This is a genomic window from Undibacterium sp. GW821-FHT11H02 (assembly GCF_058808015.1).
In genome coordinates this window covers 1-21554 of sequence record NZ_JBXARG010000022.1, presented here as the reverse complement: position 1 = coordinate 21554, position 21554 = coordinate 1, and the positions used below count along the sequence as shown (strand labels likewise).

The 21554-nt window shown below is 44.8% G+C and carries 23 protein-coding genes; 3 read left to right on the top strand and 20 right to left on the bottom strand.

What is annotated here, in order from left to right; genetic code table 11:
• Positions 1-27 precede the first annotated feature (27 nt).
• Together AC1RR2_RS18270 and AC1RR2_RS18265 are read right to left on the bottom strand one after the other, a co-directional pair.
• Positions 28-738 (bottom strand): hypothetical protein, encoded by a 711-nt coding sequence (locus tag AC1RR2_RS18270; RefSeq protein WP_493223706.1) that lies wholly within the window; start codon positions 736-738, stop codon positions 28-30.
• A 12-nt stretch (positions 739-750) separates the two neighbouring features.
• Complete coding sequence (locus AC1RR2_RS18265) at positions 751-3531, bottom strand: N-6 DNA methylase (protein WP_493223705.1); 2781 nt, start codon at positions 3529-3531, stop codon at positions 751-753.
• A 397-nt stretch (positions 3532-3928) separates the two neighbouring features.
• On the opposite strand from AC1RR2_RS18265, the gene AC1RR2_RS18260 reads away from it, so the two are divergent.
• Positions 3929-4810, top strand: coding sequence for a BrxR family helix-turn-helix transcriptional regulator (locus AC1RR2_RS18260; protein ID WP_493223704.1), 882 nt, complete (start codon positions 3929-3931; stop codon positions 4808-4810).
• Here AC1RR2_RS18260 and AC1RR2_RS18255 read toward each other — a convergent pair.
• The 5 genes from AC1RR2_RS18255 to AC1RR2_RS18235 all read right to left on the bottom strand — a co-directional run bounded on the left by AC1RR2_RS18255 (position 4793) and on the right by AC1RR2_RS18235 (position 10822).
• Positions 4793-6604 (bottom strand): transposase, encoded by a 1812-nt coding sequence (locus AC1RR2_RS18255; protein ID WP_493223703.1) that lies wholly within the window; start codon positions 6602-6604, stop codon positions 4793-4795. The genes AC1RR2_RS18260 and AC1RR2_RS18255 overlap by 18 nt on opposite strands.
• An 86-nt stretch (positions 6605-6690) precedes the next feature.
• Positions 6691-7383 carry an aquaporin Z gene (gene aqpZ, locus AC1RR2_RS18250; protein WP_493223702.1) on the bottom strand — a complete coding sequence of 231 codons (693 nt, stop codon included), beginning with the start codon at positions 7381-7383 and terminating at the stop codon, positions 6691-6693.
• 247 nt (positions 7384-7630) lie between these two features.
• Positions 7631-8563 carry a class A beta-lactamase gene (bla, locus tag AC1RR2_RS18245; RefSeq protein WP_493223701.1) on the bottom strand — a complete coding sequence of 311 codons (933 nt, stop codon included), beginning with the start codon at positions 8561-8563 and terminating at the stop codon, positions 7631-7633.
• A gap of 65 nt (positions 8564-8628) precedes the next feature.
• A complete protein-coding gene (locus tag AC1RR2_RS18240; RefSeq protein ID WP_493223700.1) occupies positions 8629-9132 on the bottom strand; it encodes a GNAT family N-acetyltransferase in 504 nt (167 codons plus the stop codon).
• Between the two features lie 97 nt (positions 9133-9229).
• A complete protein-coding gene (locus AC1RR2_RS18235; RefSeq protein WP_493223699.1) occupies positions 9230-10822 on the bottom strand; it encodes an alkaline phosphatase D family protein in 1593 nt (530 codons plus the stop codon).
• 151 nt (positions 10823-10973) lie between these two features.
• On the opposite strand from AC1RR2_RS18235, the gene AC1RR2_RS18230 reads away from it, so the two are divergent.
• A complete protein-coding gene (locus AC1RR2_RS18230; protein WP_493223698.1) occupies positions 10974-11888 on the top strand; it encodes a LysR family transcriptional regulator in 915 nt (304 codons plus the stop codon).
• Between the two features lie 9 nt (positions 11889-11897).
• On the opposite strand, the gene AC1RR2_RS18225 is transcribed toward AC1RR2_RS18230, so the two are convergent.
• Complete coding sequence (locus tag AC1RR2_RS18225; RefSeq protein WP_493223697.1) at positions 11898-12362, bottom strand: SRPBCC family protein; 465 nt, start codon at positions 12360-12362, stop codon at positions 11898-11900.
• A gap of 259 nt (positions 12363-12621) precedes the next feature.
• On the opposite strand from AC1RR2_RS18225, the gene AC1RR2_RS18220 reads away from it, so the two are divergent.
• Positions 12622-13275, top strand: coding sequence for an FMN-binding negative transcriptional regulator (locus AC1RR2_RS18220; protein WP_493223696.1), 654 nt, complete (start codon positions 12622-12624; stop codon positions 13273-13275).
• A gap of 117 nt (positions 13276-13392) precedes the next feature.
• Here AC1RR2_RS18220 and AC1RR2_RS18215 read toward each other — a convergent pair whose 3' ends face one another.
• The 12 genes from AC1RR2_RS18215 to AC1RR2_RS18160 all read right to left on the bottom strand — a co-directional run bounded on the left by AC1RR2_RS18215 (position 13393) and on the right by AC1RR2_RS18160 (position 21164).
• Positions 13393-13899 carry a DinB family protein gene (locus AC1RR2_RS18215; RefSeq protein ID WP_493223755.1) on the bottom strand — a complete coding sequence of 169 codons (507 nt, stop codon included), beginning with the start codon at positions 13897-13899 and terminating at the stop codon, positions 13393-13395.
• Between the two features lie 8 nt (positions 13900-13907).
• Positions 13908-14351, bottom strand: a complete 444-nt coding sequence (locus AC1RR2_RS18210) for a GNAT family N-acetyltransferase (RefSeq protein ID WP_493223695.1) — start codon at positions 14349-14351, stop codon at positions 13908-13910.
• A gap of 104 nt (positions 14352-14455) precedes the next feature.
• Positions 14456-14872, bottom strand: coding sequence for a hypothetical protein (locus tag AC1RR2_RS18205; RefSeq protein ID WP_493223694.1), 417 nt, complete (start codon positions 14870-14872; stop codon positions 14456-14458).
• 465 nt (positions 14873-15337) lie between these two features.
• Positions 15338-15793: a GNAT family N-acetyltransferase gene (locus AC1RR2_RS18200; RefSeq protein ID WP_493223693.1), complete on the bottom strand. Its 456-nt coding sequence runs from the start codon at positions 15791-15793 to the stop codon at positions 15338-15340.
• Positions 15794-15863: 70 nt separating this feature from the next.
• Positions 15864-16271, bottom strand: a complete 408-nt coding sequence (locus AC1RR2_RS18195; RefSeq protein ID WP_493223692.1) for a hypothetical protein — start codon at positions 16269-16271, stop codon at positions 15864-15866.
• Between the two features lie 127 nt (positions 16272-16398).
• Positions 16399-17079 (bottom strand): penicillin-insensitive murein endopeptidase, encoded by a 681-nt coding sequence (locus AC1RR2_RS18190; protein WP_493223691.1) that lies wholly within the window; start codon positions 17077-17079, stop codon positions 16399-16401.
• 493 nt (positions 17080-17572) lie between these two features.
• A complete protein-coding gene (locus AC1RR2_RS18185) occupies positions 17573-18289 on the bottom strand; it encodes a hypothetical protein (RefSeq protein WP_493223690.1) in 717 nt (238 codons plus the stop codon).
• 617 nt (positions 18290-18906) lie between these two features.
• Positions 18907-19290, bottom strand: coding sequence for a hypothetical protein (locus AC1RR2_RS18180; protein ID WP_493223689.1), 384 nt, complete (start codon positions 19288-19290; stop codon positions 18907-18909).
• A 117-nt stretch (positions 19291-19407) separates the two neighbouring features.
• Complete coding sequence (locus AC1RR2_RS18175) at positions 19408-19599, bottom strand: hypothetical protein (RefSeq protein WP_493223688.1); 192 nt, start codon at positions 19597-19599, stop codon at positions 19408-19410.
• Positions 19600-19693: 94 nt separating this feature from the next.
• Positions 19694-20227: a hypothetical protein gene (locus AC1RR2_RS18170; protein WP_493223687.1), complete on the bottom strand. Its 534-nt coding sequence runs from the start codon at positions 20225-20227 to the stop codon at positions 19694-19696.
• 111 nt (positions 20228-20338) lie between these two features.
• Entirely contained in the window at positions 20339-20698 is a 360-nt protein-coding gene (locus tag AC1RR2_RS18165) for a hypothetical protein (protein ID WP_493223686.1), read from the bottom strand.
• Between the two features lie 64 nt (positions 20699-20762).
• Positions 20763-21164, bottom strand: coding sequence for a hypothetical protein (locus tag AC1RR2_RS18160; protein ID WP_493223685.1), 402 nt, complete (start codon positions 21162-21164; stop codon positions 20763-20765).
• Positions 21165-21554 lie beyond the last annotated feature (390 nt).

The following is a 21554-nucleotide window of genomic DNA, read 5'->3' as shown; positions in this document are numbered from 1 at the left end:
GTCGCACTCGCTTGAACATGTCTATTTCTATGCTTCATGTACCAAGAAAAGATGTCCTATCAAAACATCGTCTCGATTAGACACATGATCACGGGCATGTCGGGTTTCAAATTCACAAGGAGCGAATTCTTTACCTGTGGACTCTATCGTCATACCATCGCGCTTGGCGAGAATGCGCACAAATTGGCCTGTGGATTTTTCTTGCATACTCTGTTTCATGCCTCCGACAATTTCCTCAACCTGTTCAGTTTTTTCAATGAGACCAACCATAAATCCGACTTGAGTCGACTGTGCGTATAGACCATTCACAAATCGAATTAAACCGTCTTTAATGTACTGATTACGACTAGTTTTTGCACCTGGATAGGCTTTGAGTTTCTTGAACTCCAAATCGATCTGAATATAGGGCTCTACTTTTTCATTGTAATAGGTGAGATCAGTTCTGCTTCTTGAAGTAAGGATTTGAAGCTCATCATCGATTTCTGGATTAATGAATTCTGGAATGAAAATTCCGTCGATACCATTCGCTAGTCGATGTTTTTGGAGGGACTTTGCGAAATACTTGGTGATTTTAGGTTCAGGTTGCGCGTAGCGCATGTCAGCTGGCGGTCGTTTTTGTGACGCATTCCAGTGGTCGGTCATGTACTGCAATACTTTCTCGACGGTCATTTGGCGCCCAAAAGCAGAGTCCCATTGACCTTTCTTTAGTACCGCAGCATGTCGTGATCGCACCACCATGAATTAATGCTCCTAATTGGGACTGCGTACTGTTTGCACTATGCGAAAAGCATCTTGAGCAGCAGCACTGGCAATCCAAAGCCGTTTTACCATTGGTTTAACTAGGTAATAGCTATCGTTAAAGCGAATCAAAAAATCAGAGGTCAAGCTCATGGCTTCATTGCCGACCAATGGGTACTGGTCTGTTCCTTGTAGCTCTGAGAGCAACTGATTGATTGCAGTCGGAAGCAAATCAGTATTTTCATTATCGTCAACAGGTTCTGTATAGATATCGATCTTTACAATTGCTGTTGAGCCTACCAATTGTTTGGTCGGGCGAAGAACCTGAATACTAAAATGACCATCACCTTGAAACCGGTCTCGCCAGTTTTCCAGCTCTAACTTCAATATCTCTCGATATGGCTGAAATTCCGCGTCATTTGGCAACTTGAACAAGGGTTGCTTGAGCGTTGCCAACTTGACCGGTTGGCTACTTGGAATAAAGTAGTTGCAGGTATCATTAACGACAACACGCTCGGTGAGGGAAAGTCCGAAGTAATCGAAAATGAGTTCGTCAATTTGTTCTCTGACATCAGGCCAATCGGTGAGCAGAGATAAATCATGCTTAGAACGATAGGGTTTCAAAAGACGAGCTACCTGCGAAACAATACCTTTTGCTTGAACGACATTGTCATGTTCTTCTGGTAAAGAGAATGGCAGGTTTTCGATCTCAGCCAGTTTAATGTGAGGGCGTTCCATCGTTAATGAGAACGTCGTATAGAAAAGCAGGTAACGTGCTAATTTGGAGCGCAGATACGCCGCCATAAATTGCATTAAATCTGCATCCCCCTCGCGATCAACAATGGCAGCAACCGATTGTGTGAAGCAGCAAGGTTGATCCGTAAATGCTGCACGTACTTCAAGGGTATTGGAATCAGCACCATCGGTGAATAATACACGTACTCCTTCAAAAGCTTGCCCGCGCTTTGACCCGTAGTCCGCAACAACATCAATCGCGTCTGGGAAGCTCGATAATGCGGCCTTCGTTACAAATAGGCTATTTTTGGGATAGTCACTTCTCCCAATTGCTGTATTCAGAAATGGATACTTAGTTAAAGGCTGACTACTGATTGGCGCCTTTGTATTGTCTGTTTTATGAAAACCCTTACAGACAACAAAGCGCGCGTTATCACCCCTTGCGTAAAATTGAATCGTGCCAGCGAGTCTTAATCGCGCGATCAAGGACTCATCGAGTTCACTACCCCAAAAATAAGTGCGTAAGATTTCAGAGTCATTGCACACAGCATAGGTACTTAACTTTTTTCGATCAAAGCTGTGAACGGTGAGTCGACCGAAAGCCAGGCTAAAATCAACCTTGGGGACGAAATAATCAAATATTTCTGAGGGTGGAATTTTTCCAATTCCCGCGGCGGATCGCTTGGTTCCAGAAATAACTGCGGTAGGATGAACCGCGCCATCAAAAAGAATGCGACGAATATCCGACAAATTATAGATACGCTCTGGTGATAACTCTCTAAACCAGCTCAGCAAGTAATCTCCAGCATCTGCCGCACCTAAGATTGCTGCAGGCAAGATTAAGCAGAGACGTCCGCCAGGCGTGAGTATGTCAGTCGCTTTACGCGCAAACGCCAATGCAATTTGGCGCCGAGGGAGTCGTTCATGATACTTTTCTCGCCACCATGTTTCATATTCACGGTCTGAATCTTTATCGGTTGGTTCGAACCAAGGTGGATTAGAGATAATAATCGACGCGCTACCAGGTTTCGCAAACGTATTATCAGTAGCGAAAAAGTCACCGCGATCGGGTTTTGTGATTGAGAAACCAATCAGAGGTGGAAGCTTCACATTCTGATCTTCTTGAAGTGCGACAATGTCAGTTGGTGCGAGATCTTCCAATAGCACCAAATAAAGACTAAATACGGTGACCTTACAAGCAGAGGCGGATATATCGCCACCTCTGATTCCGCGCAACAGAATCGTTTGACGTTCTACATAGGTCAATTCACTGTTTTTGGCAGCCTTCATGGCACCCAACATGCGACGGTAAGCGCTCGTCAATAAAATGCCCGAACCACAAGCGCCATCAAGTACGATTTCTTCCCAAGGGCGTTCGATTCCTGCGAATGCTTCGTCGACAGCAAGTGTTGCTAAATTTCTCGGCGTATAGACAGCACCTTCTTGTCTCTGCTGGTCATTTAAAAACGATTCGTAGATCCCTGAAATGAGTTCGACAGGGATGTACTTGAAATCATACTTCCAAAGTGATCTTTGTCCATCACTCATGCGTGTTTGCAAAAGGAAATGCGAGAGCAATTCAAAGGTGTCAGCACTTAACTTGCGCCAATCGACGTTAGCACCACCCTCGATCTCCAGAAGGTCACCATTAAAGTCTTTTTTAAGTTGACGGAATAATTTATCAAGCCCAGCTGCATTTGATTCGCTTAGCAGGTCAAGTAGCGGCGATATTTGATGACGATCTCGGTAACGATTACCAATAATGCCGCGGTCTTCAAGATAGGAAACAAATATACATTTACCCAACAATAGTTGCGCTTGCTCCGTTGAGAAATTCATGCTGCACAGCAAACGTACCACTTCTGACAGATTATCAAGCAAAACGCGATCAACTCGATTTTTCTTTTCAAACCAATCAGGCAAGCGCGCGTGGATGCCACCTAGATTGATGTCAGATGCAGAAAATATTCCATCTGCAGTTGCCGTACTCAAACTCAATGGTGTTGCAGCTTTGGGTATTTTGGCAGCCGGGAATGCTGTCGCCTGATCGCCTTGCAAGACGATCACAATAGAAATCAAATTTTGATTCCAAATTTTACGACGCACTTCATCAATAAAACCAGGATCTGCAATTTGCCCTGAAGTAGGCTCGATAAAACAGACCGCAGGAACACGATCAATTTCATAGATGGCACTGGAATGGATTTCGCCTTCTTTGCCAAGCAATGCATGAATTTCACGCGCATAAGGGTGATCTGAATGCACCTCTTTATTAGAGCGATATACGACCCCAGCCGAGTCTGAGTAACCCAGCGTCTTTAGCCATTGATCGGTGTGTGGGGCGTAATTTTTCATAATTATTTAAAGAATAGCATACTCTCATTTTTTGTGCAATCATATTGCGTACTTCAATCTAAACAATTACACTAATCAAAATGATTGGAGTGTGAGATTTATGACTACTACTAACTTAAGCATCGAGAAATTAAAATACGCTCAGCGACAACGATTGACTTATATCGAGTCCGTTGCGTATTGGGAGGGAATTGTTGATCGACCTCGCATCTCCAATGTGTTTTCTGTTAGCGAAAATCATGTAACGAAAGACTTTCGGTTCTATAAAGAGGCGTTCCCAGGAAACATTCAATATGATGAAGTTATGCGCGCTTATCGGCCAACAAAGCGCTTTAAGCCCCGTATCGCCAACGGCAGTGCTGAAGAATATTTAGCGATACTCAGGAGCCAAGCAGAAAGTCGGTCTTCAGCAACCGTGCAAGAATTAGCGACGGCGATACCCACTTACGCACTACCAGCGCCAAGCGGGACGATAGATAAAGAAGTTCTCAATACAATTACACGCGCCATCTCTTCTTCCTCAGGCGTTGAGATCACCTATCAGTCTATGAATCGGCCACAGCCCTCCAAGAAATGCATATGGCCTCACGCATTGCTCTTTAGTGGCGCAAGATGGCATATTCGGGCTTACGATTTAGAGACGAAAAAGTATATTGATCTTGTATTGCAACGAATAATGTCTGCGAAATCGCTGGACAACGACATGCCGGCTGATATGCCTGAAGATGACGGTTGGAATCAGATCGTGGAAATTACGGTTATCCCAAAGAGAACATTAAAGCCCAATCAATCTGCGGTGGTCGCAAAGGAATTTGGGATGATCAAAGAAAATGGTGACTGGGTTTGGAAAGCAAAAATGCGCTCTTGTGTCGTTGGTTATTTCATCATTCATCATCGCCTCGATATTCCTAACGATACACGACGACTCATTGAGCTCAAGGACAATCAATTGATCGATTTGTACCTACCCACGATCGGCTAATATACTGAGTTCTTCAAGCGTAATAATGCGGTCCGCAAGACCAATTCGCATCGCTGGTGTCTTCTTATCTTCGCCAGCAAGCGAATAGTTGTAATACACCCTAAAAATCGACAACACTTGCATAGCGACAAGCGGGCTGTAAGCAGAATACCCGTGCCAAGTCTTCTTTGCATTTGCGGTGGTAATTGGACGCTCCATCAGGGAGAGTCGCCGACGAATCTGCATAAAATAGCGATCAATCCCTCTCATGGTAAGGTGCATGTATATATGCGCTAATCTTTCAATGTCGTAGTCACCGAAATCGGTTAAATTTTGAATCGACTTACTAGGCTCCGCCATATCTGAAAACGGATACTTAAACCACGTATTTTCTTGAGAACTGTTTCTGAAATTATTTAGTTTTTCTACCAGAAGTCTAAAACGTGGATTGTCGACGTTATCAAACTTTAGTTTCTCTTTATCGATTTCTCTATTTGAAGCGGCAATAATTTGCTTTTTTGCCGCCATGGTAGCCTCCTTCAAATTTTTCAACACAAAAACATCTGCCTTTCTTTTTTTGATCTGGTCTGCGAATGCGGCAATACACGCATTTGCCAGGCCAGGATCTCGATCTACGCAGAATCTAACAATGCCAACATTTTGAAGTAAGTCGCGAAGATGAAGAAATATCGCATTTTGTAAATACCCAAGGTCGACCTTCATGCCAGATTGCGGGGCTTTTGAAGCATCATGGGCCTCAATATTTTGCACTTCAGTCTCTATAGCGACGTCATCGTCGCGCAGCTCTGGGTCCAGATAGTCTCGACGCAGCCAAACACGAGCATATTCGCGAAATACGGGTGGTTTTTCATAGTCACCAATCGCAATTGCATCTGCTTCAACATCTTCCGCATTAAGGTCTGGATCAAAATTTAGCTGTAGAACGAGAACATATCCCGTCTTATTCTCAACGGCACCAACCGCACCTAGTATCGTATTGCGTCGATCAAATTGGGTCCCCCAATTTAGGGTGTGATCTTGCCGATCTACACTCACATAGGCTCTCTTAAGCGACGGTTCTTGAGTGCGTAAATGTGATTCTCGCTCAGAGATAAAGAGGCTTGTAACTTCGTACAAATACTTAATTTTGTCGTAGAGTGTTGATGGATTGATTGATAATATTTCGCAAATACGACGCATTGGTACTTTGTTGACCAATAGTTTGAGAACCTCCGAATTTAACTCTGGACGTCGTTGATTTCGTACCTGAAGTCCAACAGAGAAAGTGGCTTTGCAATTGCGGCAGCGATATCGAGCCGTGCCCGCTTTTGTAACGCCATGGGCAAAATACAGCTCTGGGTTTAGATATTGAGGTTTACCAAAACACTCACATGCTTCATTGCAGCACGCTGCGATACGCTCCCTGTGTTTCTGATGATCGAGTCTGCTTAGCTCCTGAGAAATTGCTAAATTGCTTCGCAAAATATAACTTTTTCGACATACCAAACACGTGAGCAATCGCTTTAGCTTCTGTCCGCCAATAATCCGATATGTCTCGGTTGTCTTCGCACCAAGTATTCGCTTCTTCTTATTTTCGACCGGAATACTAAAATTCGAGCATTTTGGGTTTTTGCAAAAGTTCGCTTGAATTCCATTAACTGTTGGTGGAACCCGAGGTAATTTTTGTTTTGCCACCCGAAACTCTCCGATATATGAATGGTTCATTGCAACGATAGTATTGCTGAACTTTAATTCACTGGATGAATGGAGGTCAAATAAAAAAGCCTCAAAAGATAAACTCTTGAGGCTTTCCACACTTTAACCCAACGGCTCGAATACTATTAGTGGATTTTTTTATTTAAACCAGTGTCTGTTTACAACTAAATATTAAAAAAAGCAGCTCATTTTGCGTCAGAAGCACCGATAAAGCGATACACCGTCGCACCCAAGACCGCACCAACGATTGGTGCTATCCAGAACAGCCACAATTGTGCCACCGCCCAATCACCGACAAAAATCGCGACGGCGGTACTACGTGCAGGATTGACTGAAGTATTGGTCACAGGAATGCTGATCAAATGAATCAAAGTCAGGCATAGACCAATTGCGATTGGTGCAAAACCTGCTGGTGCGCGTTGGTCTGTTGCGCCGAGTATCACGATCAGAAAAAACATGGTCAACACAGCTTCAATCAAGAAAGCCGCTGTCATGGAATAGCCACCAGGTGAATGCATACCAAAGCCATTAGAAGCGAAACCTTTAGCAACATCAAAGCCCGGTGCGCCGCTGGCGATCAGATACAAAATCGCACCACCCGCAATACCACCCGCTACTTGCGCCACAATATACGGCAATAATTGATTCGCGGGAAAACGTCCACTCAACCACAAGCCGACTGACACAGCCGGATTAAGATGACAGCCAGAAATGTGACCGATCGCGTAGGCCATAGTCAGAACAGTTAAACCGAACGCCAGCGAGACGCCGACAAAACCAATTCCTAAACCAGGAAATCCGGCAGCTAATACCGCGCTACCACAACCACCTAAGACTAGCCAAAACGTACCGAAAAATTCTGCGCCATATTGTTTCATTGTATTTCCCCTTGATATGTAAAAAATGCTGAGATGATCTTTGCTGAAATTCAAAAGTCGCGGCGAGCACACCTAGCATCGATTGAAAATTAAGCAAGCTATCTTGAAACACGAATGTCTACAGGTCAAGTAGCTTAATACGGATTTAACAAAAATTCTCTTTCATACAAGCACTTCAGGGCGCCTATCAAAACCTCGTTTATCCTGAGGCAAAAAAACACTGATGCGATTGAAACACCAACACAGGTCAATTTCTGGAGCGATATTGATTATCCCTAGACCATTTCAATTCTGACTTATGTTTAATCAATACCGACTCCGTGATACGGGCAACATCTGCAATCACCGAATTCCTGACTTCACCACTTGCATTAGACCCGGTATAAAACACGACTATGACAAATGGTGGTAATTCTCGCGGAAACACAATCGCTACATCGTTGGCCGCACCGTTTGGACCTGTTCCAGTTTTATCTCCTATCAACCAATCTTTATCAAAGCCCGCCTTTAATCTGGCAGCTCCCGTCGTATTACCGAACATCCATGCTTTGAGCTGTTCCGTTGAAGTCAAACTCAATACATCGCCATGCAATAATTTCCGCAAACTGCTCGCCATCGCGACTGGCGTACTGGTATCCCTATCATCGCCATCGAGGTTAGTGTTGAGCGATGGTTCATTACGATCTAAACGCGTAATTTTATCGCCCAGTGAACGCAAGAACTTTGTCAATTCGGCGGGACCACCTATTGCATCAAGCAATAAATTGGCGGCGGTATTATCACTATATTGAATGGATGCTTCATTCAATTCAGCGATAGTCATGCCGCCGGCATTCAAATTGTCTTTGGTGATAGGCGCATACTCGAGCAGATCGTTTTCTTTGTAAGAAATAAAACGTCCCAAAGATTCACTTTTCGCATCGACTCGCGCCAACACCGCTGCACCGAGTAAGGCTTTAAACGTGCTACACATGGCAAATCGTTCAGTCTCACGCGCAAGCAATAAGGGTGTCCCATTTAAGGACAACACAGCAACACCAAGCCGGCCACCATTTCGTTTCTCTAAGTTTGCGACCTTTGAGGCAAATTCCTGTTGCGCAGAATTGGAATGCGCATGTAATGACTGGCTAGCAATGAAGGACAAAAAAATGGAAAACAATATAAACGGCGTTTTTTTCATACGGCACTTCAAAAAATAAAACATAAACAAGGTCTGAGACTTTCGTAAAATAATGAGAATAAAAATTACGACGGTGAAATTTTGGCGACCTGCAAGCTCACCTGTTTTGTGCCATTCGCCGCCCACTGACTCCCTAACTCTGTAAAACCAAACTTATCATGAAACGCTTTGGAGGCAGGATTTGGTGGTTGAATATTATATTCACAGGCCACAATCGACACAGCTTGCGCATCAGCATACTCAAACAAATCTTGATATAACAGGCTACCAATTTTAAGTCCCGCAAATTGATTCGATACAACGATTCTATCAACGTAGACAAACTGTGAAAATCTCGCCGCGAACCACTCATAGTTCGCATTTTCATATGGCGCATTCTCACGAAAAGCTAAGAGAAAAGCCGCCACCACACCATCAACCAAGGCCACTTTATGATAACTAGCCATTTGTGCCAGAATATCTAAGCGAGCCAAATCCATAGCGCTGGTTTGCTGTACTTCAATCTCGTTCAAAGCAACAATACGCGCAAAATCTTCCTTCGTCGCGTCACGGATGAGGATTTGTTTCATAGGCGGCTATCCTTTATCTTCCTTCATTTTCATTTACATACTGATCGAATTAGTTGTCGCATCAAATTTTATAGTAGATCTTTAAACCTGCTTTAACCTAAGCTAGTTGAGGCGCCAAAGTTTTCACATACAGCGCCATGCCAGTCAGATCTTTTAATGTCACCGTCAGCGCTTTTGTTTTGGCATCGATGTCGACCTGACCAAAAAATTGCATGCCGCTTGAAGGCGGGACATTTTCTTCCTTAGGTGCTTTTTGATACATGACTTGCATACCGAAGGTTTTATCCACTTTGTTTGGACTATATCCTCCTGCATTCAAGGGTCCCGAAATAAACTCCCAAAACGGTAGAAAATCGCTGAACTTCGCATCTTCTGGATCAAAGTAATGAGCGGCAGTGTAATGGACTTCGGCGGTGAGCCAAACCACGTTATTGATGCCAGCACGCTTAATCTCGCGCAACAAACGCGAAAACTCTAGTTCCCGCCCCAATGGCTCACGATCATCGCCGTTTGCTGTGCCGTCATAGACAATTTTTCCATCAGCATTTTTCCCACCTCCTACATGTAAGCTGATGGGCTGATTGGCGGCAATCACTTTCCAAGTCGCCTTTGATTGCTTTAAGCCTTCAATCAGCCAAGCGAACTGAGGCCGCCCCAAGTAAGCCGTACTTTCGCTCTCCTGAGTCTGCAGGTTTCTGCTATTGAGGCCACGATAACTACGTTGATCGATAACAAAAATATCCAACAATGGTCCCTGTGGCAAGTGGCGATAGATTCTCTCGTTTTCTATTTCTCCAGCGCTTCTGATTGGAGCATATTCGTGAAAGGCTTTACATGCCCTTGCGGCTAACAGTGCTGCGCTCTTTTCGGTGTACAGCGAGTTAAAGCGTAAATCGTTTGAATCTGACCAAAGATTCCAAACATCGTGATTATCCCATTGCCAGATTTGTGGCACTTCGGCCGCCATTGCTCTCACGTTTCGGTCCAGCAAATTGTAACGATAGCGCCCCCGATACTCATTCATGGTTTCTGCTACCTTGCTTACCTCTTCAGTCACTAGATTATTCCATACGGTGCCGTCGGCCAAATTCACCTGAGGCTCGATAGGCGTATCGGCATAAATGGTGTCACCACAGTGGATGAAAAAATCGGGGTTCACTTTGCGGATCTGCTCGTATATTTTCATCCCTCCCCAAGCTTCATTTATTCCCCAGCCTTGCCCAGCCGTATCACCACTCCAGACAAAACGTATGCCTCGCCTCGCTCTCGTGTCAACCGCCTCGGGTAAACGTAAATGTCCTTGCTGCGCTTCTGAATAAATACGTTCATTGTGCAAATCTTGCAAAATCACCTTAAAAAAAATTTCCTCCCCGGCAGGCAATCCACGTAAATCTATGCGTGCCGTAAAATCACTAGGCTCCAACATAACGGGACCGCGCACTCGGGTAGCCGCCACAAAGTTAGCCGTACTCGACCACTCTACCCACATACGGGCAGGCCGATCGCTGCGACTCCAAATGATAGCCCCATCGGATTTAGGATCTCCGCTTTGTATTCCTTGCGCCATCTGTGGGCGAATTTTATCTCGACTAATAATAGCGGGCGCAACTTGTGCATATGGTTTACCAGGTGCTAACAAAGAAGTACTTAACATTGCTGCAGTAGCGTTTAAAAAAAGACGACGATCCATATAGAAATCCTTGGAATTTTCTTGAGTAATAAGTTTGACCAGAGGAGTGGAAGTATAGATAATTCGCATGACTCGCTTCACTGCATTTTTGCAACCATAGTTTGCAAAAATGCAGTACCCACAATATTGATTTTTTACTTCATGTTAAATTATGCGCACGGAAAACATACGCTGGGATGATCTACGCATCTTTCTGAGAATCGCCCGCGATAGCTCACTTACGACAGCGGCACAAGGGCTAGGCATGAGCCACACCACGGTATTTCGTCACTTACAAGACCTGGAAAATGAACTGGGTGTACGGGTGTTTGACAGGACTAGAGCCGGTTACATATTAACGGAGGCTGGGAAAGAACTGTTTGAGCTAGCAAGTGAAATGGATGCAAAACTACAAAGTACAGCGCATCAACTAAGTAAGCGCAATGCCTGGCCGGGTGGTATCGTCCGCATTACGACTTCCGATACTTTAATGCATCAGGTCCTATCGCCGATTTTGAATGACTACCAAAAAACAGCGGCGGTTCAACTGCATATTAATACATCGACAGCGCGTTTAGACATCGTAAAAGGAGAAGCCGATGTCGCGATACGTGCCGGCGGGAAGCCACCAGAGCCTCTAGTGGGGCGGCGTTTGTGCCAAGTCGAATCCACTATTTACTATTCAAAAAAAATGCGCGGCGTGAAATTAGAAAAATTAGACGACTACCCGTGGATTTGTGCCGATGAGAGCTTGAACCATTTTGAATCGAGTAAGTGGCTGAGGCAAAAAGGATTGCTTAATTCTGCCGTCATGGTGACCAATAGCCGGCTCAACATGTTAAATCTGCTCAAATCTGGCGCAGGCATCGGTGTGCTCTCTTGCTATCTGGGAGATACTGAGCCGTCCCTATGCCGACTCATGCCACCGCCCGCAGAGTGGCGCAGCGATTTGTGGATATTGACACGCGCTGATCTACGCCATGTGCCGCGTATCAAAATGCTGTTCGATATGGTGTATCAAGGAACTCGTCATTTAGTACCCTTGTTTGAAGGCGCAGCGGGAGGGTCGAAGGGACTGACATCATAATAAAGTCAGCTAAATCGAGCGAGTTCGGCCATGTTCGACAGCCAATTTAATATCATTTAAGTCTTGTAACAACGCCTTCTTCGCAACACCCTTGAAAAATATCGCCATCGGCACCGCCATTATTTTTGTCGCGATCGTCTGAGCTTGGGAATCATGAATACTTCTCAAGCTGATCTCGCCATCATTCCCAGATATACTCATGGTAGACAGGAAAATAAACCCATCACTCTCTGCCCTGGTCTTATAGAACTGATTTTCGATCGCGTCAGTGATCCACTTCTCTGCGCTAGCTGGCTTACCAAATAGCATCCGGGTTTCGCGCCATTTCAGTCCTACCAATCCATTTGCCGGTTTTTTGAGAATCTCAATGTGTTCAATCCCGCTGATGATGTCCGTGGCATTCTCGATGTTAGACATCGCTGTCCAGACAGCGGCTCTCGATCCTTTGATGTTTACCTGTACTTCAACGATCATGTCATTTCTCCTAGGGCCTATTAATATTAAACCGAAACCATTCCATCATAAACGCAATTATGTTCGGTGAGAGAATAAGGCAAGCACGATTTTCAACATGGGAGAATCGACAACTAAACTACGCCACATGCGAAACACCAGCAGACACTTAGGTGTCATCGTAAAATTTATTTCTTGCTTAAAAAATAAAGCAATTTTCCACGCGATCGTACTTGTATAATCCTTCGTTTTTCCACCTGCAAAAATCGAAGGATCAGCGATGTACTTACCAAGCTATCACGAAGAAAAAGATCTCGACGTACTGCATACGCTGATACAAAATCATCCATTAGGCACTTGGGTCAGCATGACCGATGATGGCTTGGACGCCAATCACATTCCCTTCGTTTTGGACAAGTCACGCGGTGAATTCGGCGTACTGCGCGCCCACGTTGCACGAGCCAATCCTATTTGGAAAACTTTGTCATTAAGTGTGCCGTCGATAGTCACTTTTCAGGGCCCGCAATCCTACATCACACCCAACTGGTATCCAAGCAAACAAATCGCTGGCGAGGTAGTCCCAACCTGGAATTACACCGTTGTACATGCCCACGGTATCCCTACCGTCATTCAAGACCGGGCTTGGATACTGCAAATGGTCAGCAACCTGACCGATCGCAATGAAGCATCCACATCACTCAATTCTTCCGCCGCGGCACCATGGAAAGTATCAGATGCACCAGAAGAATTCATACAGCGATTGTTAGGTGCGATAGTCGGCATAGAAATCCCCATCACGGCGATTAAGGGTCGATGGAAATTAAGTCAGGATGAAGCGAGGGAAGATAGACTAGGTACCGTCAAAGGTCTACGCGACAATGGAACCACGAACTCGATTGCTTTATCAGATTTGGTGAATTCACGGATTGATTGATTAATTGATTGATTAATTGATTGGCGGGTGCTGAAACTAGCATGCAGCAAGGCATCGGCCCAAGTGTTCCACTCTCTTACCATCGACTGCTCAAATATTTAGAAGTAAAGAACCAGTTTAGTCCCGAGTTGAAACTCGAAAAGCCTCCACCTTGCCGAGCAACCATTGCAGTCCGGCGAGATGCTGCTGATCGTGACTGCAAAGATAATGAACCAGACTGCGCAAGGTTAGAGAACCATACCCTTCAAACACTGCAGCACGATCTAATTGCTCAGCTGTCAAACCTTCGATCAGTGCAAGAGTTTGTAGGCGTGCTTGACGAAACTCCTGAAAAATAGCTGGCACATCGGCATGGGCATAGTCACGTTCTATGACCAAGGCTTCCGTGTCGATAGACGCTAAGCTCGGACAATCTTCAATTAGTGTCCGGCGAAATCGCACGTGATAACCATCGATTTCTATATCACGAACATGACAAACCTGCTCGATGGCCGTGAGCGGTTCGCTAGGTACCCCCTCCCACGAAGAAGGCGCCCAATTCTTGAACTCCACAGGAAAAGCAGCATAGTGTTCTTCGAGTTGCTGCGGAAAGGACCGCAGTGCGGCCAGCGTGACTGGATTCATTACTGGATTCATTTTGCGTCCCTTGCCAAGCTATACCATACCTCAATCTCATCCTTCATTTCACCTCGAATCCATCCTTGGGCTGCATAAAAACGATCAGCACGGGTGTTGGCAGATGTGCCCAACTTGACGGTCTCATTCCCAAGGGAAAACAGCCACGCCACAGCAAGCTTTAGCAAGCCTTTCCCAACACCTAGCCCTTCATACTCAGGCAATACGAACAAGGCCCATATCGAACTATCCTCTTTCGCCGCATAGGAAAAACCAACCAACTTACTATCTATCTCACATACCCAACCGCGCCCTAAAAGATCAAGATAATCTTGGTACATCTGAAGCGTCACTCTGGCCGGATTTGACAGTATATTTTCCTTAACCGAAAGACGGATGTCTGACATAGCAGCAATATCGGACATCGTCGCTTCACGAAAGCGCAAATTTTGAATCAACACTCATCTCCTAAATTAGAACATCACGAACAACCTAGCATGATCTCGCCACCTTCACACTACGAAGCTAAGCATGCCATCAGCGTTCTTTAATTAGCTATTTAATGCTAAGCACTTGCCCGGCTGTAGAGCCAAGCACCCACTAAGGTCGCTACAAACATTGAAATTAAACTCGTGACGGCTAATCCCAATACTGAAGACTCCGGAAGAATTCCCAAGCCCAGCCATTTGACACTTTCTAAGGTCTTCATCAGCCACCAAAACAAGCTACATACCAAGGATGCCGCGTAATGACTTTTAAATTGGCTGCGAATTAAAGCAAACAAGGCGATTACCCAAATCCCCATAAGCAGATCTATCGCCAAAAAAAAGAAACCGGACCAAGGCGCCAGGCGTCTTACACTTGAAATGCTAGCCAAAAACTCGGCGCCTAAGTAATGAAGACTCACAATGGCGCAAAAATACCAAATCCCTCCGGTGATGACACCAGTGACCATGATGCGAATTAACTTTCTCATAGACATAGCAGTCACCTATTTAGCTTTGAAGTAAGCAAATTTGAAATAATCAACACGCCCAATTTTAAACCTATGAATGAGTCTGGATGAGGACCAGGCTAGGCTCTACGTCCATGTGCAAGATAACAAGATGAAGCGCAATTACAATAAATCGTCTCTAGCGCTGAACTAGCCTCGCAAGTCAAGCTGAACCACTCTGACTTCCGCACCAGGAGCAGCCAAGCGGGTGAAAAATGAACTGGCATGACTCACCGCAAACAAACTGTAGCGGCCAAACAATCAGTCTACCCCAATCATGTAAGCATGTAGCTTCACGAATTCGATGTGAGAATACACTAACGAGCAGCGTTAAAAAAGCCATGGCGTATTCCATCATGACCTACGCTAAATCGAGGTGAGGCGCGAACGGCTTGCTGAGGCGAGCCGGTTCATTCGACTGATTACGTCGCTTTGAAAAAGTCACAATTTTACTCACAGCAATGCTCGCTTCATTACCAAACCAACGCCGAACTGCATTTGTTGTGTGCCAAGAAATTCAAAACCACATGTGCTATAAAAACCCTCGGCATGTGGGTTTCCTATGACGTGCATCTCGGTTGCGCCTGCTGTCTTGGCTGCGCTGCAACAGCGATCAACCAAAATCCGACCAATACCTTGCCGCCACATCTCTGGCTCTACGAACAGTCCGTCAAGCTCTGCGCTACCATCTGCGCGGCGAAGTATGACTGCGAACCCTTTGATTGAGTTCGCAATTTCAGCCACAAAGACACTACCGCACTCGATTTGTTGCAGAGGTAGTTCAATCAACCCTGGATTCGCCAGCATTGCTTCGCGATCGCCAGAATTTTCAAGTGAGGCTCGCCATTGAAGCGCTTCCAGGGGCTTCTGGTCAGCGATAACTGCCAATCGCACAGTGACTTGGTACATTCAATTTAAGCTCCTAAAGCATGAAGTGGCGCGATCACCTACACCATCAATTTAATAAATGATTAAACCGCTATTGGCGATTCCCTGACGACCGTTCAGCCATCTTGCTTTTTCTGATCCAGAACCACCAGAATGAAAATAGGAACACCCCATACAAAATTAAAACTCTCGATAAACCACCATCTTCTTGAGTGACCTCAAGTAGACCATTTGAATCAGTTGTAACAGTCAAGGTCTCAGACGCTATCGGATTTGTTTTGATAATCAAATAGGTATTTGAACGTTCTTCATAAGTACCAGTATATTGAGATTTCATCCCAGAAAGCAGAACAAGTTCCCCTTGGTATTTGGATAGAGCTGCCTTCGCTTGTGGCCAAGGATATAGGAAACCATAGAACGCCATTAGCGGAAAAAATAACAAAAAAAGAGGGCTAAAATACTTGAAGAAAATCGAGAAGAAATTTTTTATCATTTGCATGGAGGATAGCAAGACACATCATGTTTGAGCCTATGGGCAAGCACGGGCAGCGCATCTAACACGGAGCACGCGCCGACTGGCGCCATCCGGTGAGTATAGCGAACTACTTTGAGCGACTTATTGACAATCATTTGCACTTAACTTCAAAGTCTATATGGTAATGCTCGTCGTGTCGAACCCATGGTTTCTTAACAGAAAAACGCATCAGTAATGGGAGCGTTTTGCCTGTCGGCGTTGAAAATAATATTTTTTGAAATGCCTTATCAAATATGACTATCCCTATGCCAACGCCCTGTTGGTCTGCCGCTTTTTTAATAGCAAGCAGGTGCCGTGCCATCGCCTCAAAATCTATGCTCAGTCCCTTGTACTTGGCACGCTGATCAAACTCGATTTCATAACCAAATTTGTTGAGCGGGCTAATTGGCAGCGCAGAAGAGACAGCTTCCTCATTCATAACTGGCACGAAAAAATCTATTGATAGACCATTTCTGTGCGTTTTGTGTGGCTTAAATGTCCCGCCATTCTTCAGTCCCGATTCACCATACATAAATATCTTGTCGGGTGACGAAGTCTCCAATTCTTTATACGCAGATAAAACCACGGCATAGACTTTGCTGTGAACATAATTTCTTCCTAAGGCAGCACCCAGCGAACTATAGACGTCAAAGTTTTTGCCAGAGGACGGCAATTGCCATCCTCTCTCCAGACGGCCATTTTTTGTTGTTCCATAACACGTACTAGGCGAAGTATCAGCGTATGCACTTTGCCACACAACCAGGCAAATAATGACGAGGACGATTCTGTTCATTTGAGCGCTAAAATTAAAATTGAGCCGCATACGGTAGCTTGGCGACCCGAAACGGAACAACCTGCTGGATAGTCATCACTTTGAGCATGACACGCTCACTTTCGGCAAGCCTATCTGACCGTCCCAGCGGCTTGTTACTGGATCGTAAGATATCCTCCCGTTCCGTCGCAGTGTCTGCAAGCGTTCATTGACTGTGACGTCAGCACTCTCACTTGGCGATGCTCCAGCACGACGTCGATTGATACGCAATGCTTCATGGCGAATGGTAGCCACTGACAAGATTTCATCCAGCCGCGATGGTCGAATAGCGAGGACTTCTATAATAGTAGAGTCAAGCTGTGAGAAGTTGAGCTTCATTGGGCGCATCCGCTACAACACACGGCCAAACGTATAGCAAAGGTGATGTGCGCCGCGTATTGCGACTTGGACGAAGGTTGAACAATAATATGACGTCATTATCGACTGTTGGGATGTCTCGTTAAATAGTCCTGCATTATTCATAATTTGGCAAATAGCCATATGGAAGTTTTGACACTTGCGTACCATATTCAGTGAACTCCATGCGAAATGCATTTTCTTTTGGGTAAAAAATTCGCTCAAGGCACTGCTCTGGGGACTCAGTCTTTTTGCAATTGGATTCTTGCCACGAAAGTGAGCCAGCGACGACCTCCACACCGGAAAGAAATGGCGTCGAAGGACAAGAGTAACGGTCTTTATTTTCCCATTTCAACAAATAAAGACTCCAATCGTATCGCCCTCCACCTGTACCACCATAAAAGTTTCGTATAACAAAAAATTCCCCGCCTGATTTGTTAAACCGTACAATGCTACCAAGCGGACCTTGCCCATCCAATACCTCATACTTTTTAGGGATTTCATTCATAAGCAGTTGAATCTCATTTTTGCATTTGCTTATTAGCGGCATCATCTCGGCGTGACATACTAAGTCGTCGACATTCTCGTCTTCTTTTTGATCCGCGAAGCAACTTGCCTTGTTCCATTTCACTGTCTTAGGCACTCCAAGAACAGCATTTATTGGCGTAGCATCTGAATATGCATCCTTACCTACTTGATAGTACTCAATCGTAAGGAATGCTTTCTTGCCTTCTACAGGAATTGAAGTTTCAGATTGTGGCTTTAACGAATTTTGTTGAGCCACTTTTATCTCTTTAGAAGCTTCAGAACATCCATTGATAATAACGAGCAACATTAAGGTTGATAGAGTTCGCAAGTAGGGTTCCTTTGATAGCTAGCGCAGATCTGACAGCGTCACCGCGATGGTTGTAAATAAAAGTGAAGTCATCATCGACGATTCCCAGTCGAAAGTAATGCTAACGCTCAAACCGGCAATTAACTGGTGAGAAGTACGAAAGCGCCAAAATAGCCCCCCACGCTACGGAAGATGCCTCAAACAAAGCTGTCTCTAGACCAGAATTTAGCGATGCGCCCACGAACGGATAGAGGAAGAAACTGCCAAATGTTGAATACAGAGAGAGCGTGCGCGCCCAACTCTTAAAGAAAAAAAGTCCAACAAGGCCTGCCACCCAAGTAGCGACAAGAGTACCCAGGATACACATGGCAATCCAGAGGTTGCTAATAAGCCATGTCTCAGGCTCAGAATCGAATGCCGCAACAAGGTTCTCTGAATATGTTGGAAAGAAGATTGATGCAATTGCTGACACCGTAAGTGCCACATAGATCCAGAGAATTTTCAAATATCGGGCTTCTGTCATTGGACGTTAACGCAAAAGTGATGTGCGCCGCAATTTGCAGTTGGCACGAAACGATAACAATATCACGGTGCCGCAATCGACTGTCATGTTTAGTTCAAAAGGAAGCGTTTTCATCCACTTCCCAACAAGATATGGTCATCGGAAGTTGAGACTCGTAGATCTCTTTCAATTCATCTTTGGAAAATTCAAGATTGCACTGATCTTTGTATGCGAAGCAAATATGTAGCACTATGTTTGAGGCACCACAATCTAAAAAATTTCTGTGATTTTCCTTAAACTCAAGCAGTAAAGGAATAAGGCCTTCGTTATTAAAGAGAATAGCTGAGCCATATGGTGATGGTTGACCTTTATAACGCCCTGTGGCGCAAATATTGCCTGGTTCAATGACGTCTGACAATTTTAACTTGCAGGCTAAGTTAGCTTTGCTTGGTGAAAAATGTTCGCCACTAATGTCAATAGTCGGATGAAATTTTATCATTCAAAAATCCGGGAAATTTTATACGCTCTGTTGAAAAATCAACGTTGAAATGAACAGCGCGAAACGGCTGCGTCGAGCGACGTATTAATGGCAAATTTGAACGCCGAGTAAATCAATTTATTCATCCTTTGCAGATTCTTGATCGTCAGAAAGAAGATCTGATAACTCTTCTGGCTTCAGTCGTTTCATTTTTTCTTCCATTTTTCGGTCGTAGCCACGATCATTCGGATCATGCCCCTTATGTGCACGCCGTTCGTATTGCTTTGCGAAAACCGCTATTTCACCTGCAAGTTTTTCTTTTTTGTTCATTATCATTGAGGATCGTCGGCGGACTCAAACTTTTAACGCCCCAAACACCTGACCAGCATAGCGAGATCCGGGTACCTTGGATTGTTATGCGTTTTTAGGCACATTCATAATCACATATTTGCGTTAGATTGGAGCAGTTAACACAAATGCCATGCAGGCTAAACCAGGTAAATAGATCCTTCTCTCTACCACGGGCTTCTGGAAAGTCATCGTCAAATAAATCGGCAGTAAATTCAAATCTAGCCAGTATATGAAATGTATGAGCTTTACATTGATCACACGTGAAACTCGAATGATCACCTTCGCCGGAAGCGCTACAACAGCCATGACCAAGCTCAGAGTCATATCCATACTGCTCAATATCAAACACTTCGTTATGACTACTACACTTTGTACACGTTAAACCCAATGGGCCAATAAAAAACGCAATCTTATTGTCCGGATTTGTCCAACAAAAGCCATTTACTTCGTGGCTTGTGTTCCCGCACTTGCATTCGATTCCGAAAACTGGATTTATATCTTCCCCATGCCCATCGTATTCTAGATTTTCGATATCAACTGTCTTAGCTATAAAGCTGTCTAAACATCTAGGTGGATTATTCTTAAAGTATTCTGAATGTGGTTTCATCTATATTACCTACAATTAACACATAAAGTTGAATTTTACGGCGCGCGCGCCATTTAGAAAAAAATTGAAGAAAATCTCTACGTGCGTCGGTCACTAATCTAATGCTAGCAATCAATCTGCAATGCTCTCTTGATTTGAGCTAAACGAAAACCATTTTCCGTCTTCCAATCTCTCAAACGTGCCCCAATCAGGATGCCCTTCCTCACTACCTTTTACGCGAACTGGCATTAACCAATCGTGCTGGCATCCGGGCAATAGGTCTGACACCACTTCCCAATCTGCAGTGTCGATACCATACTCCTCTTTGCAAAATTTTTCGGCGTCTTCGATCGAACCAAACCAATAATCACACGTTGCAAAACCGTCTTCATCAGTTGCACATGGAAACACATCAACACCGTCAGCACCCGAATACAGGATACAACGGACGCATCCCAAAATTGGATTCCTGAGAAAAGAAATTTTACCCATTCTTGTGACTGCTAAAGTCAATTTGACGAGATGGTCGCCACAATTGCAAATAAAAGCGAAATAATCAACGGCGATTTCCCGTCGAATCCTCAGGCTCATGGAAGCGAGGATTGCGCCACAGTCCAACGAACCAGAAAATCAAGCCGCCTGCTGCCGCTATGCCCCATGCATACAACGTGAGATTGAGTCCATTCAGCAGGAAGTGTTCCCACGATGAAGTAGCGAACCACAAAATGAGAAACAAGCTGGCAGCGATCACACCACCAAGAACAGATTGCCACCACGCAACCCAGCACCTGCGAACAAAGAGCCAAACAAGCGGCGTACCAAACAAAAACATGACCAAGTAAGCGATGACCAACTCCAAAAGGAACCACCAACCAGTAAATGTACCGTATGGCGGTACCAAGTAGGTCAACTGGAGAATTAGCGGCGTCACTAACAAAGCGATCAGAAGTCTTGCCATAGGCCTCAACGCTGAGCTAAGTGGCAAAGTGAAACGCTAAGCGCGTAGCGGGCTGAGCCAGCGCGATAATGCGGAGCTGCGCTAGAGAAGACTATCCGATTGAGCGACAGGTTATATTGCTGTAGATAGTGATAGTTCATGTCTGTGATCGTGTAATAGATTCATAGCATGCTTGGTAGATAAGTGCCATCATTTGTGCATCGAGCACGACGAGAATAAGTTTAGGACTGCGATCGATGTGTTTGTAACGCGCCTTCTGGATCTCCAGATTGTAGGCTAGAAGATGGGACGTTTACCTGATTAATCAGTTCACGAGGGTGTAAAAAATTTTGTGTAAACGGACATTTTGCAGGAAACTGCGCAATTGCATGGAGCAATGATAATGACCGT

Bases quoted from the DNA above. Each gene is read 5' to 3' on its own strand.
- AC1RR2_RS18190 (WP_493223691.1), bottom strand. From the start codon at position 17,079: ATGAACAGAATCGTCCTCGTCATTATTTGCCTGGTTGTGTGGCAAAGT.
- AC1RR2_RS18225 (WP_493223697.1), bottom strand. From the start codon at position 12,362: ATGATCGTTGAAGTACAGGTAAACATCAAAGGATCGAGAGCCGCTGTC.
- AC1RR2_RS18235 (WP_493223699.1), bottom strand. From the start codon at position 10,822: ATGGATCGTCGTCTTTTTTTAAACGCTACTGCAGCAATGTTAAGTACT.
- bla (WP_493223701.1), bottom strand. From the start codon at position 8,563: ATGAAAAAAACGCCGTTTATATTGTTTTCCATTTTTTTGTCCTTCATT.
- AC1RR2_RS18260 (WP_493223704.1), top strand. From the start codon at position 3,929: ATGACTACTACTAACTTAAGCATCGAGAAATTAAAATACGCTCAGCGA.
- AC1RR2_RS18205 (WP_493223694.1), bottom strand. From the start codon at position 14,872: ATGTCTATGAGAAAGTTAATTCGCATCATGGTCACTGGTGTCATCACC.
- AC1RR2_RS18175 (WP_493223688.1), bottom strand. From the start codon at position 19,599: ATGAACAAAAAAGAAAAACTTGCAGGTGAAATAGCGGTTTTCGCAAAG.
- AC1RR2_RS18180 (WP_493223689.1), bottom strand. From the start codon at position 19,290: ATGATAAAATTTCATCCGACTATTGACATTAGTGGCGAACATTTTTCA.
- AC1RR2_RS18200 (WP_493223693.1), bottom strand. From the start codon at position 15,793: ATGTACCAAGTCACTGTGCGATTGGCAGTTATCGCTGACCAGAAGCCC.
- AC1RR2_RS18185 (WP_493223690.1), bottom strand. From the start codon at position 18,289: ATGTTGCTCGTTATTATCAATGGATGTTCTGAAGCTTCTAAAGAGATA.
- AC1RR2_RS18215 (WP_493223755.1), bottom strand. From the start codon at position 13,899: ATGAATCCAGTCACGCTGGCCGCACTGCGGTCCTTTCCGCAGCAACTC.
- AC1RR2_RS18170 (WP_493223687.1), bottom strand. From the start codon at position 20,227: ATGAAACCACATTCAGAATACTTTAAGAATAATCCACCTAGATGTTTA.
- AC1RR2_RS18240 (WP_493223700.1), bottom strand. From the start codon at position 9,132: ATGAAACAAATCCTCATCCGTGACGCGACGAAGGAAGATTTTGCGCGT.
- AC1RR2_RS18230 (WP_493223698.1), top strand. From the start codon at position 10,974: ATGCGCACGGAAAACATACGCTGGGATGATCTACGCATCTTTCTGAGA.
- AC1RR2_RS18160 (WP_493223685.1), bottom strand. From the start codon at position 21,164: ATGGCAAGACTTCTGATCGCTTTGTTAGTGACGCCGCTAATTCTCCAG.
- AC1RR2_RS18220 (WP_493223696.1), top strand. From the start codon at position 12,622: ATGTACTTACCAAGCTATCACGAAGAAAAAGATCTCGACGTACTGCAT.
- aqpZ (WP_493223702.1), bottom strand. From the start codon at position 7,383: ATGAAACAATATGGCGCAGAATTTTTCGGTACGTTTTGGCTAGTCTTA.
- AC1RR2_RS18165 (WP_493223686.1), bottom strand. From the start codon at position 20,698: ATGGGTAAAATTTCTTTTCTCAGGAATCCAATTTTGGGATGCGTCCGT.
- AC1RR2_RS18270 (WP_493223706.1), bottom strand. From the start codon at position 738: ATGGTGGTGCGATCACGACATGCTGCGGTACTAAAGAAAGGTCAATGG.
- AC1RR2_RS18195 (WP_493223692.1), bottom strand. From the start codon at position 16,271: ATGCAAATGATAAAAAATTTCTTCTCGATTTTCTTCAAGTATTTTAGC.